At 45.1% G+C, this 16,924-nt stretch carries 15 protein-coding genes and 1 pseudogene; 5 read left to right on the top strand and 11 right to left on the bottom strand.

Annotated elements, in window-relative coordinates:
* The 6 genes and pseudogenes from Q384_RS08560 to hisC form a co-directional block, all read right to left on the bottom strand.
* Nucleotides 1-270: pseudogene (locus tag Q384_RS08560) on the bottom strand (IS481 family transposase); the annotation flags it as partial.
* Nucleotides 271-508: 238 nt separating this feature from the next.
* A complete protein-coding gene (locus Q384_RS08565) occupies nucleotides 509-2,350 on the bottom strand; it encodes a PglL family O-oligosaccharyltransferase (RefSeq protein ID WP_051940779.1) in 1,842 nt (613 codons plus the stop codon).
* Nucleotides 2,341-2,694 carry a DUF2069 domain-containing protein gene (locus tag Q384_RS08570; protein ID WP_037587195.1) on the bottom strand — a complete coding sequence of 118 codons (354 nt, stop codon included), beginning with the start codon at nucleotides 2,692-2,694 and terminating at the stop codon, nucleotides 2,341-2,343. The genes Q384_RS08565 and Q384_RS08570 overlap by 10 nt, the downstream gene beginning before the upstream one ends.
* 230 nt (nucleotides 2,695-2,924) lie before the next feature.
* Nucleotides 2,925-3,785 (bottom strand): dTDP-4-dehydrorhamnose reductase, encoded by an 861-nt coding sequence (gene rfbD / locus Q384_RS08575; RefSeq protein ID WP_037587196.1) that lies wholly within the window; start codon nucleotides 3,783-3,785, stop codon nucleotides 2,925-2,927.
* Between the two features lie 32 nt (nucleotides 3,786-3,817).
* Nucleotides 3,818-4,411 (bottom strand): imidazoleglycerol-phosphate dehydratase HisB, encoded by a 594-nt coding sequence (gene hisB, locus Q384_RS08580; protein ID WP_037587197.1) that lies wholly within the window; start codon nucleotides 4,409-4,411, stop codon nucleotides 3,818-3,820.
* A gap of 1 nt (nucleotide 4,412) precedes the next feature.
* Nucleotides 4,413-5,492 (bottom strand): histidinol-phosphate transaminase, encoded by a 1,080-nt coding sequence (hisC, locus tag Q384_RS08585; protein ID WP_037587198.1) that lies wholly within the window; start codon nucleotides 5,490-5,492, stop codon nucleotides 4,413-4,415.
* On the opposite strand from hisC, the gene Q384_RS13350 reads away from it, so the two are divergent.
* The 4 genes from Q384_RS13350 to Q384_RS08600 all read left to right on the top strand — a co-directional run bounded on the left by Q384_RS13350 (nucleotide 5,472) and on the right by Q384_RS08600 (nucleotide 8,901).
* Entirely contained in the window at nucleotides 5,472-5,738 is a 267-nt protein-coding gene (locus Q384_RS13350) for a hypothetical protein (RefSeq protein WP_156956514.1), read from the top strand. The genes hisC and Q384_RS13350 overlap by 21 nt on opposite strands.
* Nucleotides 5,739-6,082: 344 nt before the next feature.
* A complete protein-coding gene (gene cysT, locus Q384_RS08590) occupies nucleotides 6,083-6,919 on the top strand; it encodes a sulfate ABC transporter permease subunit CysT (protein ID WP_037587199.1) in 837 nt (278 codons plus the stop codon).
* A 1-nt stretch (nucleotide 6,920) separates the two neighbouring features.
* Entirely contained in the window at nucleotides 6,921-7,787 is an 867-nt protein-coding gene (gene cysW / locus Q384_RS08595; RefSeq protein ID WP_037587201.1) for a sulfate ABC transporter permease subunit CysW, read from the top strand.
* Between the two features lie 31 nt (nucleotides 7,788-7,818).
* Entirely contained in the window at nucleotides 7,819-8,901 is a 1,083-nt protein-coding gene (locus Q384_RS08600) for a sulfate/molybdate ABC transporter ATP-binding protein (protein WP_037587202.1), read from the top strand.
* Nucleotides 8,902-9,182: 281 nt separating this feature from the next.
* Here the strand turns inward: Q384_RS08600 and cysS are convergent, their stop codons facing one another.
* The 4 genes from cysS to alaS all read right to left on the bottom strand — a co-directional run bounded on the left by cysS (nucleotide 9,183) and on the right by alaS (nucleotide 15,082).
* The gene (cysS, locus tag Q384_RS08605; RefSeq protein WP_037587204.1) at nucleotides 9,183-10,604 is read right to left on the bottom strand and encodes a cysteine--tRNA ligase; all 1,422 of its coding nucleotides are present in this window, start codon (nucleotides 10,602-10,604) and stop codon (nucleotides 9,183-9,185) included.
* Between the two features lie 322 nt (nucleotides 10,605-10,926).
* A complete protein-coding gene (locus tag Q384_RS08610; RefSeq protein ID WP_156956515.1) occupies nucleotides 10,927-11,502 on the bottom strand; it encodes a hypothetical protein in 576 nt (191 codons plus the stop codon).
* Nucleotides 11,503-11,649: 147 nt separating this feature from the next.
* Nucleotides 11,650-12,207: a hypothetical protein gene (locus Q384_RS08615; protein WP_037587205.1), complete on the bottom strand. Its 558-nt coding sequence runs from the start codon at nucleotides 12,205-12,207 to the stop codon at nucleotides 11,650-11,652.
* A 247-nt stretch (nucleotides 12,208-12,454) separates the two neighbouring features.
* Nucleotides 12,455-15,082, bottom strand: a complete 2,628-nt coding sequence (alaS, locus tag Q384_RS08620) for an alanine--tRNA ligase (RefSeq protein WP_037587206.1) — start codon at nucleotides 15,080-15,082, stop codon at nucleotides 12,455-12,457.
* Nucleotides 15,083-15,329: 247 nt separating this feature from the next.
* Between alaS and grxB the strand changes: the two genes are divergently transcribed.
* Nucleotides 15,330-15,989, top strand: coding sequence for a glutaredoxin 2 (gene grxB, locus Q384_RS08625; protein WP_037587207.1), 660 nt, complete (start codon nucleotides 15,330-15,332; stop codon nucleotides 15,987-15,989).
* Between the two features lie 406 nt (nucleotides 15,990-16,395).
* On the opposite strand, the gene Q384_RS08630 is transcribed toward grxB, so the two are convergent.
* Nucleotides 16,396-16,924, bottom strand: a 529-nt coding sequence (locus Q384_RS08630) for a calcium-binding protein (protein ID WP_281174529.1), incomplete at its 5' end; no start/stop codon positions are given.

Below are 16,924 nucleotides of genomic sequence, written 5' to 3' on the forward strand. Positions count from 1 at the left end.
CTGCGCCTGCGCTTTGAGCTTGTCTTGAATGGCTTTTTCTACTTTTGCCAAACGCTTCATGCCGTAACGAACTTGTTTGAAGCGGCGGTTAGTGCTGTTTTTAGGCACGAATACCTGTAACCGCGCTTCTTTCAAGACTTTATAGATGGTGGGTCTGCTGACGCAATAGGTAGCCGCCAAATCAGAAACGCGGATATTTTCTTCTGTATAAAGCCGCCAAATTTCTTGACGCTGATAGGGCAGTAAACGGGTTCTTTTATGAATGTTCATTGCAGTATTTTCCTATAAATACTGTAAACAACGCTGGGATTTCTTACAGGCTATGTTTGCTTATTTTGAAAATAATAATAGTATAGCTATATCAAATCACTGTTTAAAAAAAGCCGGCTGAATATTTTCAGTCGGCTTTTTCTTATCTCAATAAAATATATCAAACAGCCTGAAATACATCAGGCTGCCTGAAAACCAAAAACAGCTATCACGAAGAGCAGAATAATCTGTCTAAGCCTTATTTCTTGCTCTCTTTACCGCCCGCCGTACAATTCAAAGCAGCGGTGCTTAAAGATTGATAGCGATAACATTCAATGCGCAATGTTTGCGATAAAGTTTCATCATTTGAATTGGCTGCGACATTTTTAACGGCAGCGGTTTTAATCAAAAATCCGGGAATTTTGCCCGGGTAATAATGTGCCATTTGTTTTGCCCAATCTTTGGCTTGAGCAATTTCGCCCGTTTGCGCCAAATACAAACCATGTATATAGGTGTTGTTAAACGGGCGGTAATGCGCCGCCAAAGCAACCGGTTCAGCCGCCCACAACGGCAATGCGGTTTGCATATTATTGACACTGTTCACAATTGACATATCGGTGTAATAGCGCAAAAAATAACTTTGTTTACGCATTTTTTCGGCTTCTTGCTGAGTAAACTGCGCTCCCGTCTTGATGCGCATCTCAAGTAAATCACCATAATCCAGCAAGGTTTTGCTGATGCCCGCTATCAACAAAATACTCAATACCACAAGCGAATAACGCAGCATCTTCGGGTATGGCTTCGCCGCTTTATTCTTTTCTTTTTCAGACAAAGGCGATAAGGACATCACCACCACAAACACCGCTAAGAAATACACATACCACAAAGGATATTCCAATAAACTGTGGCACAAGGTTACCAGCAGAATGCTCATCATCATCATGGAAGCGGCGCAGACAGGCTGCCTGAAAAATCCGCATACCACCCACACAAAACCGCCCACTATCAGAATGGTGCCGACCAACCCCATTTCTGCCAGTAAATTCAAAATCAAATTGTGGCTGTGGGTGAATAACACGCCATTTTCATACAGCCGAAATTCTTTGGCATAAACGGAAGTATCCAGAAAACCTTGGTAGGCATAGCTGCCCCAACCGTAACCAAACCAAGGTGCAGACAAGAAAATATGCCATGCTTTTTTCCACTCAAAGGCGCGGCCTGATTGTGTAAATCCGCCCTGCTCCATGCGCTCCGCACCCGATTGGTAATCAATATGAAACAACCACTCCACAAGCGGGCTGAGTATAAATTGAAACAGCAGCACCAAAGCCAAAGCCACCGCCACAATCGCAATTTGGCGATTGACTTCTCTGCCGCCGCGCCAACGCCAGAAAGCCATTGAGACACCGATTGCCGTTACATACAGCAAAATAGTGCGCGAGCCCAACAAGCCCAAAACCGCTGTTAAACACACCAGCAACAGCATGGCCAACCATTGCGGCAATTGGCGTTCATGCCATAAGTAACACAAAGCCAATACACCCCACATCAAATAATGCCCAAGGTGATTGCGCTGTCCCAATTGTCCATATACATAATGCGGACTGGGCGGTGCGGAAATAAACGGTGATGAAAAGCCAATAAATTGTAGCACACACACCACGCCTTGCAGCAAAGCACCAATAAGCAGAGCCCACGCCAAAATACGCACCGCATTTATTTGCCCGATTCTTTGCACCCAAATACGGCAAACGTAAGCCAATAACGCCATAATCAACAATATTATCGCCGTTAAATCCGATTGTTCTGCATAAGGCAAGGACATTAACCGTGCTTGAAATACCAGCAAAACCACCAGCATCAGCCAATAAACACATGCTTTAGGCAACACAATACTTCGGGTTTGAGTCAATACTGTCATCAGTGTTAAGCACAAAGCAAAATACAAAGAAGCCGTTTCCAAATAAAATCCGGAAATCGGACCAATACGCCAATCAGACAAAAACGGCGCAATGCACAGCAACAACATTGCCAACCACCACACTATGCTTTCAGGCAGCTGTTTTTTCAGCAAAACATTACCGAAAGAGATCAAACGCATGCTTTTCTCCGCGCACTCAAATACCACAAATCCAAAATAAAAAATGCCGCCGCACACACAAAAGAAGCCGCCGCACAAATTCGGCTGTTGATGTTATTATCAAACAAGCGCACCACGCCTTCCGCTACATAAAACAGCACCAATAAACTGCAATATTGGTAAGTATAAATTTTATTTTTCAGCAAACCCGCTAACGGCAACAGCAAGGGAACAACTTTCAACAGCAACAACCAAGAGCCGCCTGCCCGCAAAGGCGCGAACAACCATTCCCAACCCAAATTCACCAGCAACAAAGCCAGCCACGCTGACAACGCCATTTTTTGCAGGATTTGCTGTTTTACCATTTTCTTTTCATTCATCAAATAAACAGCCAAAATATTAAGAAACTTACTGCATTGCCGCAAATAGCTTAGTAATCTATTGCTTACAACTCAGCATCATAATAGTGGATTGTGCAAATATATGATTGCTTGCCAATGTACATCATAAAAAACGGAACAAGCAAAATAATCAAAATGCTTGTTCCCGTTATGTTCTGTAACCGGTAGCCGCCACACAAATATTTGCCGATATTTTATGCCGATAACAATTGCTCCACTGCCCATTTAATCGGGGTATCGGCAATCGGTTCTGATAACAAGCCGCGTAGCAGACTGTTGTCCAATACGGTGTAAGGCGGGCTTTTGGTATTGTCGTTATCGGTAATTGAGATCGGCTCAATCACCACATCAGTATAAGCCTTGTCTTTAACAGCGGCTGCCTGAAAAATTTGACCGGCAAATTCAGCGGCACTCATCAATTGCTGACCGGTAAAATGATAAATACCATGCATCAAGTGATGGGACTGAATAATTTGAATTAACGCGTTTGCCAAATCGCCCGCGTATGTCGGTGCAATAACCTGATCGGCAACCAAGCGCAAATGTTTTTGTGCCAAACCATTGCGTAAGATAATTTTAGCAAAGTTTTCACCATATTCGCTGTACACCCAAGATGAACGCACAATAACCGTATCAACATGGGTATTCAATGCCAGCAACTCACCCGCCAGCTTGCTTTTGCCATAGACATTCAGCGGATTGGGCGCAACGGTTTCGGTAATCGGGCTGTTCTGGCGTCCGTCGAACACTTGCTCGGTAGAAAGATGAATCAACCGCGCACCCACGGCTTTTGCCGCCGCCGCTAAATTTTGTGTGCCTTGTGCATTGACTGCAAACGCTCTGGCAACTTCGTTTTCTGCTTGGTTAACATGCGCATATCCCGCAGCATTCACAATCACATCAGGCTCAAAGGTTTTCACCATATTCAACACATTGTGCGCATCGGTGATGTCCATGGTTTTGGAATCGGCGGCAATCAATTCCCATTCTTCAGGCAGCCTGTTTTTAAAACATTGCCCGATTTGTCCTTTTGAACCGGTTAATAAAATACGCATGAAGCTGTTCTCTCTGTCAATAAAAAATTGGTTTACGCCGTCAGCGTACCTTTGGTAGAAGGCATCACGCCTACCATGCGCTCGTCATGGGCAACCGCCATGCGCAGCGCACGGCCAAACGCTTTGAAAATGGTTTCGGCTTGGTGATGCGCATTGTCGCCGCGTAAATTATCAATATGCAAAGTCATCATGCTGTGATTGACCAAGCCGTGAAAAAATTCGCTGAATAAATCCACGTCAAACTGCCCGATTTGGGCGCGGGTAAACGCCACATGATAACTTAAACCCGGGCGGCCGGATAAATCCAATACCACACGGCTGAGTGCTTCATCAAGCGGTACATAGCTGTGTCCGTAGCGGTTAATGCCGATTTTATCGCCCAATGCCTGTTTGAGGGCTTGTCCCAAAGTAATGCCGATGTCTTCTACCGTGTGATGGTCGTCAATGTGTGTGTCGCCGCGTGCGGCAATTTCCAAATCAATCAAACCATGACGGCTGATTTGATCCAGCATGTGCTCCAAAAAAGGAACACCGGTATCAAAACGCCCCACACCGCTGCCGTCTAAATTAATCGACACGGTAATTTGGGTTTCCGCGGTATGGCGGCTGACAACGGCTGTGCGCATATTATTGTTTCCCGTAAAGTTCATCGATAACCCGCAGCACGGCTTGGTTTTGCTCAGGCAAGCCTATGGTTATGCGCACACATTGGTTTAATAAAGGATGTGTGCCGTGCAAATTTTTAATCAGAATTTTATGATGATATAAGCAATCAAACAAGATTTGTGCATCGGGTACGCGTATGGTCAGAAAATTAGCTTCTGAGGCAAAATCACGCACACAAGGATAGGATCGCAAAGCAGTACGCATGCGTTCACGCTCTGCCTTGAGTTTGCTGATATTTTCGGCAATAAACGGCGTGTAATTCAGCGCAAATGCCGCTGCCGCCAAACTCAATTGATTCATATTATAAGGGGCGATGATTTTTTTTAATTCATCAATCACCGCCGCCGCACCGCAGGCATAACCAATGCGCAAACCGGCAAAACCAATTTTGCTCATGGTTCGCAAGACAATTAAATTTTCCACTGCGCCTGCTTGCGGCAAGAAAGTATCCGAAGAAAATGCACCGTAGGCTTCGTCCACCACCACCAAACCCGAGGCTGCCTGAATAATCGCCTCTACTTTTTCACGGGCAAACCGCCCGCCTGTGGGATTATTCGGGTACGCAATAAATACCAATGCCGGTTGATGTGTTTCAACGGCGGCAAGCATGGCATCTAAATTCATGGTGAAATCATCACGCAGAGGCACACCGACAAATTCCATGCCAAAAAGTTCTGCATTCACGCGATACATCACAAATGACGGCGTTGCTGCCAGCACTTTGGCGTCGGGTTTGGCAACCAGCAAGGTTAGTTTTTCAATTAATTCGTCCGAACCATTGCCTAAAGCCACCGCCGCCGTTTCGGGAATGCCCTGTGTTTGGTGCAACAGCGGCAGCAAATCACAATGCGACACATGCGGATACAGCCGAACCGGCACATCTGCCAGAATTTGACCCAATTGCGCTTTCAGCTCGTTGGGGTAGTCATACGGGCTTTCCATTGCGTCCAGTTTAATAAAATCAGGCGGCACTTCAGCAACACGGTAGGCACTCATGGCGCGAATATCGGGGCGGATAACTTGGATTTTGCTGTTTGTCATAATTCATCACATTTAACAAAAACAATTTTCAAAATAAAAGGAACAGCAGCCATTCAGTTTGGTACAAACATCACACCAATGGTTTACTGCAAACACACAAATAAAATCGGTTTCTTGTTTTCTGACTCGTTCGCCGACACCAAACAGCAGACATTTTCGGCGAAATTAAACAAACTTGCCCTTGGTTTGGTCAAGCAGCACCGTGAATGGTATCGTATTCCAGCGACCATTGATCTGGTAGCATAATCAATATGCGTTGCTTAGAGCGTAACTATAACATAAACATCACCATACGATTTCATCTGCGCGATACAGCGATGAATAATATGCGATATAACCGCTGCTTCTTTGCATACAAATATTTATTCTTTCTCAAAATCCAACAGGGTCTTTATATTGTTTGCATCTCAAAATCAATTCACGGAAAACCCATTATGTCTTTTTTGCACCCGATATTGCCGCGAAAACAATCATCAGCAAGTTTCGCTGTAGCGGTCATATTGATTTTGGCTGCATGCAGTGATCAAAAAAATATTGGTGTTGTGGCAACCGCACCAAATACATTTCATCAGGCTGCCTGAAAGACATTTATGTTGTTATTAAAACGCCGAACCGTGCTGCCGGGTTTTCGGTTGAGCTTAGGCATCAGTATTTTCACATTATCGCTGCTGGTATTGCTGCCGTTCGTGATGTTGGTGCTGACCGTAACCGATATGGGCTGGCAAAATTTTGCCGGCATCATCACTGAACCGCGTACCTTGTCTGCGGTGTGGCTGACTTTACGTATTTCGTTTTATGCCACGTTCACCAATGCGGTATTCGGCACTTTGGTGGCGTGGATTTTGGTGCGTTACAATTTTTGGGGCAAAGGCGTTGTCAATGCACTGGTGGATTTACCGTTTGCTTTGCCCACCGCAGTAACCGGCGTGGCATTGGCTGCTTTATACGCACCCAATGGCTGGCTTGGCAAATGGTTAGCGCCATTCGGTATTAAAGTGGCGTTCACGCCGCTGGGTATTTGGATAGCTTTGGTTGTGGTGAGCTTGCCGTTTATTGTGCGTGCGGTGCAGCCGGTATTGGAAGAATTATCGAGCGAGTATGAAGAAGCCGCTGCCACATTGGGTGCACCGCGCTTGACAGTTGTTCGCCGTGTGATGCTGCCTGAGATTATGCCGGCTTTGGTGATGGGCGCGGGTATGGCATTTGCCCGTGCCACCGGCGAATATGGTTCAGTGATTTTTATCGCGGGGAATATCCCGTTTAAATCGGAGATTCTGCCGTTGATTATTGCCGGTAAATTTGAATTGTTTGATATTCAGGGCGCATCGGCAGTGGCTTTATTCATGCTGTTGATTTCGTTTGCTGTTTTATTTTCATTAAATTTATGGCAATGGCATCTGAGCCGCCGTGCACAAGGACGCTACTAAGATGAGTGCAGCCAAAACCAATGAGCTGATTATTGAACCGCGCTGGATACGCCGATTGCTGATTGCTGTGGCTTTGTGTTTTTTGGGGTTGGTGCTGGTGATACCGTTGGTGTCCATTTTCTGGTTTGCCTTAGAGAAAGGCTGGAATTTGTATGCAGCAGCACTTACCGATCGGGAAGCCTTGTCGGCGATTAAGCTGACTTTGCTGATTGCAGCGGTGGTGGTGCCGATAAATGCGGTTATGGGTATTGCCATTGCCTGGCTGGTTACGCGTTTTGATTTTCGCGGCAAGCAATTGCTTACCACACTGCTGGATTTGCCGTTTTCTGTGTCGCCCGTTGTCGCGGGCTTGATGTTTGTGCTACTGTTTGGAGCACACAGCCTGATGGGCGGCTGGCTGGAAACACACGGTATTCAGGTAATTTTTGCCTTGCCGGGCATGGTATTGGCCACGCTGTTTGTAACCTTTCCGTTTGTGGCTCGCGAACTGATTCCGCTGATGCAAGCACAAGGCGACAGCGAAGAACAGGCTGCTTTGATTCTGGGTGCAGGCGGTTGGAAAATGTTTTGGCGCGTAACCTTACCCAACATCAAATGGGCGTTGCTGTACGGCATTATCTTAACCAATGCCCGTGCCATGGGCGAATTCGGTGCGGTAAGCATGGTATCCGGTCATATTCGCGGAGAAACCAACACCATGCCGCTGCAAGTGGAAATTTTGTACAACGAATACAACTTTGTTGCGGCATTTGCCATTTCCAGCCTTTTGGCACTATTGGCTTTATTCACTTTGGTATTGCAAAATTTCCTGAATTGGCATCAACAGCGTCAATGGGAAGCTGCTAAACAAGATGTACAGGCATCTTAAGGCTGCCTGAAACACACAATTGAGTAACGATATGAGTATCCGCATCGAACATTTGGAAAAACATTTTGGCGGTTTCCACGCCCTGTCTGACATCAACCTGCAAGTTCCTACCGGCTCGCTGACTGCTTTACTCGGTCCGTCCGGCTGTGGCAAAACCACTTTGCTGCGCATTATTGCCGGTTTGGAGCAAGCCGACAGCGGCAAAATTTTCTTCGACAACGAAGAAGTGAGCGGCAAACATGTACGCGAACGCAAAGTGGGCTTTATGTTTCAGCACTATGCACTGTTTCGGCACATGAATGTATTTGACAATGTGGCTTTTGGTCTGCAAGTGTTGCCGCGCAGCAAACGCCCGAATAAAGCAGAAATTGATGCGCGTGTACATGAATTACTGAAATTGGTGCAATTGGACTGGCGAAGTAAAGCCTATCCATCGCAATTATCTGGTGGGCAACGCCAGCGCATTGCCTTGGCACGTGCTTTGGCTACCGAGCCGAAATTGTTGCTGCTGGACGAACCCTTTGGTGCATTAGACGCCAAAGTACGTAAAGAGCTGCGTTATTGGCTGCGTGAAATCCACCACACTTTGGGTATTACCAGCATTTTGGTGACACACGACCAAGAAGAAGCCTTGGAAATGGCTGATGAAATCGTGGTAATGAACCACGGCAAAATCGAACAAATAGGCAGCAGTGAAACGCTGTATCAACGCCCTTGTAATGTGTTTGTAACCGAATTTCTGGGCGAAGTGAATATGTTTGACAATGCCCGTATTGAACGGGGTGAATTGCATATTGGTGATTACCGCGAGCCGATGTCTGAGCGCGCCGATGAACGCCAAAACGTAACGGTGTATGTGCGTCCGCATGAATTGGCATTACTGCCCGAGCATACAGGCAACACCATTGCCGCTGCCTGTATTGAGGATATTCACGCCATTGGTCCGCAAGTGCGCGTAACCTTGAACATAGCAGGCAGAGAAAAACCGCTGCATGCTGTTTTAGCACCGATTGAGTTTCGCCAACTGGCTCTGCAAATCGGACAAACCGTGTGGTTATATCCGCGCCAACTCACGGTATTTCGCCTACCGGAGATGGTGGAGTATGTTATTTAAATGCAATCGGTTTTGTTGCCACCTTCGAGATTTTAATGAAAATGGCGTAAAAACGATTAAATTGTTAATATTTAAACCAGAATAAAAACACCGATTAAATGAACGTTTAATCGGTGTTTAAAGTGTGTCTAAAGCAGGCTGATTTTCGGAAAAAATGTGCAAATAACAATGTCGTTTGGCGTTGATTTAATCAAAGCACTTCAAAACAATCAATCACATTTTGAATGTGCGGTTTCATCCCAAACGAGCGAGGAAACCATTGATAAACCAGCATACACTTCTTACCCGCGCCGCCAAGTCGTTCCGCCTGCACCGTCTTCCAGCACAATTCCCGCCGCTGCCAACTCATCGCGAATGCGATCGGATTCTGCCCAGTTTTTGGCGGCGCGTGCGGCTTGGCGTTGGCTGATTAATGCGTCAATTGCTTCGTTGTTTAAGCCGTCTGCAACACTGCCCAAGTCCGCTTGCAAAAAGGCGGCGGGGTCGCGTTGCAGCAAGCCCAACAAACCGCCCAAGGCTTTCAGGCAGCCTGACAATTGCGGGTCTCTGCTTTTGTTGACATCGTTTGCCAACTCAAACAATACCGCCACCGCTTCGGCAGTGCCGAAATCATCGTTCATGGCGGCGAAAAACCGACGGCTGTAATCGCTGCTGTTTTCATCAACAGCAACTTCGGCTGGCGGTGTATTTTTTAATGCCGTGTATAAACGGGTCAGCGCACCTTTGGCATCGTCCAAATGCGCATCGGAGTAATTCAAAGGGCTGCGATAGTGGGCGCGTAAGATGAAAAAACGCACTACTTCTGAATCGTATTGTGCCAGCACCTCGCGTATGGTGAAAAAATTACCCAGCGATTTAGACATTTTTTCATTGTCCACGCGAATAAAGCCGTTGTGCATCCAATACTTAACATGGCTGTCAATGGTTCTGCCGTGCATCTCTCCGCAGCGGGCATGTGCCTGTTCATTTGCACCGCAGCTTTGGGCAATTTCGTTTTCGTGGTGCGGAAATTGCAAATCTGCGCCGCCGCCGTGTATGTCGAATGTATCGCCCAGCAAATCTTCGCTCATGGCAGAACATTCAATATGCCAACCCGGGCGGCCTCTGCCCCACGGGCTGTCCCAAAATGGCTCATTCGGTTTGGCGGCTTTCCACAGCACAAAGTCCAGCGGGTCGCGCTTATGGGTATCCACTTCCACGCGTTCACCTGCGCGCAAATCGTCTAAACTTTTGCCCGACAATTGCCCGTAAGCGGCAAATTCACGCACGGCATAATACACATCGCCGTTAGCCGCCGCATACGCCTTGCCATTGCCAATCAAGCGTTCAATCAATGCAATCATTTGTTCAATATGAACGGTGGCGCGCGGCTCAAAATCCGGTTTTTCCACACCCAACGCCGCCGCATCTTCATTCATGGCTTGAATAAAAAAATCGGTGAGCTCGTTAATTGACATGCCGCGTTCGGCGGCACGGGCGATGATTTTGTCGTCAATATCGGTGATGTTGCGCACATAAGTGAGCGGATAGCCCAAGGTACGCAGCCAGCGCGTTACCACATCAAACACCACCATTACCCGCGCATGACCCAAATGACAATAATCGTACACTGTCATGCCACACACATACATGCGTACCTGTTTTTCATCTAATGGTGTGAACCGTTCTTTTTCGCGGGTTAAGGTGTTGTAGATATTCAGCATGGTTTATTTACACTTGTTGCTGCCATACAGGCAGTAAGATTTTTAATAAAAGAAGTTGAAATATTATCATAAAACAAAATTTATTCCAAAGAATTGCTTATTTACGTTATTTATTTTATTCAGTTGTAGAATTTCAACGGGTTTCCTGTAAAATTGTTTTTTATTTTTCTATTTATTAGGAATACATCACCAAATTTATCTGAATAGCAGCAGAATTTAATGGGAGCTTGACGTTTAAAGCTAAACGCAGCTCATAACATGAAAGCACACCAAATCGTTTCGTAGGTAGAAAATAAAGTTTATTAATACTTATTTATTTGTTTCAGGTAGCCTCTGATGAGCTATTTTCCTCAGTTTTTTCCGCAACAATTTGTTTAGCAGGTGATATTTTCTTTTTGAGGAATCCTTTCGTTACTTCGTGCAAAGGACTGCCGTGATTTTCTTTTTCCATTAAACGTAAAGGCGATTCATCAAAACGAGTTAAAAAGGATGTCAATAATTGGCTACTCATGTCTTTATTAATATTTTCTGCTTCGCGGCGAAAGCCTTCATAGGCTTGTGCGGTTGCTGCTTTAAAAGCATAATCTTCAGCAAGCTTAAACCGCTTTCCAATTTGTCTGGTTGCCAGCCATGCAAACCAGACAGGTGCGCCAATTAATACAATCGAAGTTAGAAAATGAAGACCAATCAATCCTGTTGTAATATTAGGTAATTTAAACAATTCTGATAATTCTGATGCACGCCGTATACTCAGGAAAAGTGCAGATGATAATGCTCCTACCAAGAAACCCACCCACCACCATATTGATGTTTTTAATTCTTTAGCACGCTCTGAGAATGATTTTGCTAAGCCTACACTGGTTGCTGATGCCAGAGCAGTATTAGAACCTATGTTCAATAATATTTAAGAACCAATATTCAAAAAATTCTTAATAAAATCATATGGCGTATAATTAGCAGATAAACCAAGATAGTAGGTAATCCTTTATGTACCCGAGTGATTTGACAGATAGCCAATGGGCGATGATTGAGTCGTTTTTTGACATCATATGATTTTATTAAGAATTTTTTTTGAACATGGGTTCTTACATTTTTCAAGAGTTAATTCAGCGGATTCATTAATTCCTTTTAACTTCCTATCAATTTCATTACTGTCTTCTTTTATTTGTGTAATCTCACTTTGATCACGCTTTACTTCATCAGCAATCTCAGCAATTTCTGTCCGCGCTTTTGCCAACTCTTCTAAATCTATAGGTAATTCTTCCGCAGCTTTATTCGCTTTCTCAATACGAATCAACATTGATTCTAATGAAGCAAACCGCTCTTCGCATCCTTTTAACTTAGCTTCCATGCTAGTTAAATTTTTATTTATTTCTTTTTGTTTTTTTATGTTTTCGGCACGAATATCAATTTTGAAAACTCGTTCCAGTGTTTTTTGTAAATTTTGTAAAGTGAGTATATAAGTAAGCACACTTTGAGGGGGATTGCTATTTATTTGATTAACTAAATACTCAAAATTCTGAAAAACAGCTGCATAGTTATTTATTGTTGCAGCATCATTATCACTTAAATCACCAATATTAAAATCAGATTGCTCAATCATCTCTATTGTATTTACAATAGATTGCGTATCCGTAATTAAATTGTATCGACTTAACCCTAACTGATTTCCTAGTTAATCATTAAGATTACTTTGTTGCTTAATTTTTTCAATCAGAGATTGCAAATCTCCTTTAATTTTACTCAAATCATCATTAATCATTTTCATCCCCTTAAAATATTAAATCGCATCTATCATAGACAATAACGAGCAGATTATCCACTCTGCCCGTTATTGCTTTCTTAGTGAATCACACCCGTTCGTTCACCCACGCCGCCACTCCCGCCAACATTTCAGGTAGCCTGTCAATCTCCGTGCCGCCTGCTTGTGCTAAATCAGGTCTGCCGCCGCCTTTTCCGCCGACTTGTTCCGCTGCGTGTTTTACCAAATCGCCCGCTTTTACGGTTTTGGATAAGGCTTTGGAGACGGCGGCTGTTAAAGCGATTTTGCCGTCATTCACTGCTGCCAGCAGCACAACGATATTGTCGCCTTTGCCGCTTAAATCTGCGGCAATTTCACGCATGGCGTTACTGTCGGTATCGTTTAATTGTTTAGCGATTAAACGTACCGCACCGATGCTGACTGCCTCATTCAGCAATGCCGCACCGGCGTGTTTCGCCAGCTCGGTTTTGGCTGTGCTGAGGGCTTTTTCCAGCAGTCGGCTGTTTACTTGGGCTGCCTGAATTTTCGGCAAAATATCCTGCGGGGTTTGTGCTTTGAGTTCAGACACGGTTTGTTTAATTAAATTTTCCTGCTCTTGCACCAAACGCAAGGCGTTTAAACCGGTTACTGCCTCAATGCGGCGCACGCCCGCGGCAATGCCGCTTTCAGACACAATTTTGAATAAGCCAATGTCGCCGGTACGGCTCACGTGTGTGCCGCCGCACAATTCGGTAGAAAATTCGCCCATGCTCAAAACGCGCACGGTATCGCCGTATTTTTCACCGAATAACGCCATTGCACCGGCGGCAATCGCATCGTCAAAGCTCATGTGCTCGGCGCACACGGCAATATTTGCCAATACCGCACGATTAACGCGGTTTTCAACTTCGGCAATTTCAGCGGCGGTTACTGCTTGCTGATGTGAAAAATCAAAGCGGGTACGCTCGGCAGTAACCAAAGAACCTTTTTGTTCTACGTGTGCACCCAATACATCACGCAAAGCGCGGTGCATTAAATGGGTGGCACTGTGATTGCGCATATTGGCATCGCGTATGTCATTGTCAATGTGAGCACACACGGTGTCGCCTACTTTCAGGCTGCCTGAAACCATGATGCCGAATTGTCCGCTTACTGCCGCTTTGATTTTCTGGGTATCACGCACTTCAAAACGATTATTGTTGGTTTCGATGTAACCCACATCGCCTACTTGCCCGCCCGATTCTGCATAAAACGGTGTTTTGTCAATAACCACCGCGCCAATGTCGCCTTCTTTCAATTCATTGACGGCTTCGCCATCACAATACAATGCCAATACTTTGGCTTGTGTTTCTCGCTCGGAGTAACCTTTGAATTCACTGTCTGCGCCGTCGTATGCCAACTGGGCGTTGGCTTTAAAATTTTGAGCGGCACGGGCACGGGCGCGCTGAGCGTCCATTTCACGTTCAAAACCTGCTTCGTCCAGCGTGATGCCGCGCTCACGGGCAATATCAGCAGTGAGGTCGTAAGGAAATCCGTAAGTGTCGTAAAGCTTAAAAATTACCTCACCTGGCAAATGCTTGCCGCCGTCTGCCAAGGCTTCTTCCAACAGACTCATGCCTGTTTCCAGTGTTTGGGCAAAGCGGCTTTCTTCGTGCTTTAAGGTTTCGGTAATCTGCGCTTGTTTGTCTTTTAATTCGGGATAAGCACCGCCCATTTCCTGCGCCAAATCGGCAACCAATTTATGAAAAAACGGTTGATTTTGACCCAATTTATAACCATGCCGCACCGCACGACGAATAATACGCCGCAACACATAACCGCGTCCTTCATTGCTCGGCAGCACGCCATCGGCAATCAAAAATGAACAAGCGCGAATATGGTCGGCAATCACTTTGAGGCTGGGGGTATTTTGGTTGTACGGCACACCCGTTTCGCGGGCAGCGGCTTTAAGCAGGTTCACAAATAAGTCAATTTCATAATTGCTGTGAACATGCTGCAACACGGCGGCAATCCGTTCCAAACCCATGCCGGTATCCACCGATGGTTTGGGCAGCGGGTGCATCACGCCGGCTTCATCACGGTTAAATTGCATAAATACGCAATTCCAAATTTCGATAAAGCGGTCACCGTCTTCTTCGTCACTGCCGGGCGGTCCGCCCCAAATATCCGCGCCGTGATCATAGAAAATTTCAGAACACGGTCCGCAAGGTCCGGTATCGCCCATTTGCCAAAAATTATCAGAAGCATAACGGCTGCCTTTGTTGTCGCCGATGCGAATGATTTTTTCGGCGGGCAAACCAATTTCGTTTAGCCAAATATCATAGGCTTCATCGTCTTCGGCATACACTGTTGCCAGCAATTTGTCTTTGGGCAGGTTCAGCCATTCGGGTGCGGTGAGAAATGTCCATGCAAACCGCAAGGCATCGCGTTTAAAATAATCGCCAAAACTGAAATTACCCAACATCTCAAAAAAAGTATGATGCCGTGCGGTGTAACCAACGTTTTCTAAGTCATTGTGCTTGCCGCCCGCGCGAACGCATTTTTGCGAAGAGACCGCACGGTGATACGGGCGTTTATCAAAGCCCAAAAACACGTCTTTAAATTGATTCATGCCAGCATTGGTAAACAATAAAGTTTTATCATCTTGCGGCGGCACAAGCGATGAAGACGGTACAATCTGATGACCGTTCTGTTCAAAAAATTGAAGGAAGCGAGAGCGAAGTTCTGCGGTTTTCATAATATTTTCTGGTTGTTTAATGGCGTTTTCAGCGGCTTGAAACGTTTTTCAGGCAGCCTGAATATTTTATACGTACATAAATAGATGAAATATTACCAGAACCAACAGTTTATTTGTTATATCGTTGAATTTATTGATGTATATAAATAGACAAAATCTATCTGCGGTTTCGATTATTGCAAAACATGAAACCACTTTGTGTTACTCTTTTACTTTCCGTTTTACCTAATTTAAAGGTTAATCCCTCATGAAACTCTACACCTACGACCACTGCCCCTACTGCACCCGTGCCCGCATGATTTTCGGTTGGCACAATATTGATTTTGAACATATTATTTTGCTGAATGACGATGAATCCACACCTGTGGGCTTAATCGGTAAAAAAATGGTGCCTATCCTCGTTAAAGCCGATGGCACAGCTATGGGCGAAAGTTTGGATATCGTGCGTTTTGTGGATAATGCAACAGCAACACAACAAGCCGGTAGTCGGCTGCCTGAAAATGTTCGTCCTGAAATTGAAGCGTGGCTGGCAGAAATAAACGAATATCAAAATCGGTTGATAATGCCGCGTTGCGTGCAATTGAATTTAGCCGAGTTTGCCACACAATCCGCCATTGCTTATTTCGTCAATAAAAAAACTGCGTATATTGGTGATTTTTCTGAAAATCTAAAAAATTCAGCGCAATATCTCGCCAAAATCAACGCTGATTTAATTGATTTAGCAGATTTAATTCACTCGCCCGAAGCAACCAATGGTGTTTTCAGTATGGAAGATATTTTGCTGTTCCCTATTTTACGCAATTTAAGCATGGTTAAAGGCGTTGATTGGCAAAAACCCGTATTGACGTATTTAGAAAACATGTCTGCACAAACGAAAATTGATTTATTTTCAGACAGGGCGATTTGAGCCGATTGATTCAATCCGAAAGCATGAGCAGCAGACAGCATTACATTAAAAGAGTGTTATCACAAACCAAAATGCGGTGTATTTCCCGATACGCCGCCATTTTAAATAAAGAATTGCTTTACTGCCTCCGCAGATTAACACTGCTATTCAGGCAGCCTGAATCACTGTTCTAATCTGTTTCAGGCTGCCTGAAAAGCAAACACTTATATCTGTACTACTATTTTTTCAGAGAGAAAAGCCATAACCTACTCTTTTTCATCTCCGTTTTTACCGTATAGGGCTTGATTGTTTCGGATTACCGCGTAGTGAAAAAGAAAGCAGTTTGGCTGAACAAAAAGGCTGCCTGAAACTTTCAGGCAGCCTTTTATTGATAGATGCTTATTGGGGCTTATTGGATTATCCGCACCTACGCCACCCAATGCGCATTTGCCAGCAACTGCTGCATTTCCAGCGTTTTATCGGCAAACTGCCACGTTTCGATTTGGTAATTTGGATTGCTGAATGAATTCTGCACCGTTAATTTATCACCGGTTTGACCATTCAACACCGTTAAATCATTGCCGACACGTTCCAAAAAGATTTCATCGAATAACACGTCTTCAAATCGAATAATGTCATCACCCGCAGTGCCGCCGCTGTTGTCCAAAACCGTATCTTGCCCATGTCCTTTACTGAACGAATACGTATCGCCCTGATAAGCACCTTCCAAATAGTCATTGCCTGCGCCGCCAATTAAGGTATCCGCACCATTTCTGCCATAAAGTTTATCGTTGCCCGTATCGCCGACTAAAACATCATTACCGTTGTTGCCTGTTAAGGTGTCATCACCCGCGCCGCCGTCCAACAAATTATCTTTATCGGTTGCCTGAATGGTATCATTGCCCAATCCGCCGTAAACATTGACTTTGCCCTGCCATGCACTGAGGTTGATGTTG

The sequence above is a fragment of the Stenoxybacter acetivorans DSM 19021 genome, assembly GCF_000745895.1.
Classification (GTDB): Bacteria; Pseudomonadota; Gammaproteobacteria; order Burkholderiales; family Neisseriaceae; genus Stenoxybacter; species Stenoxybacter acetivorans.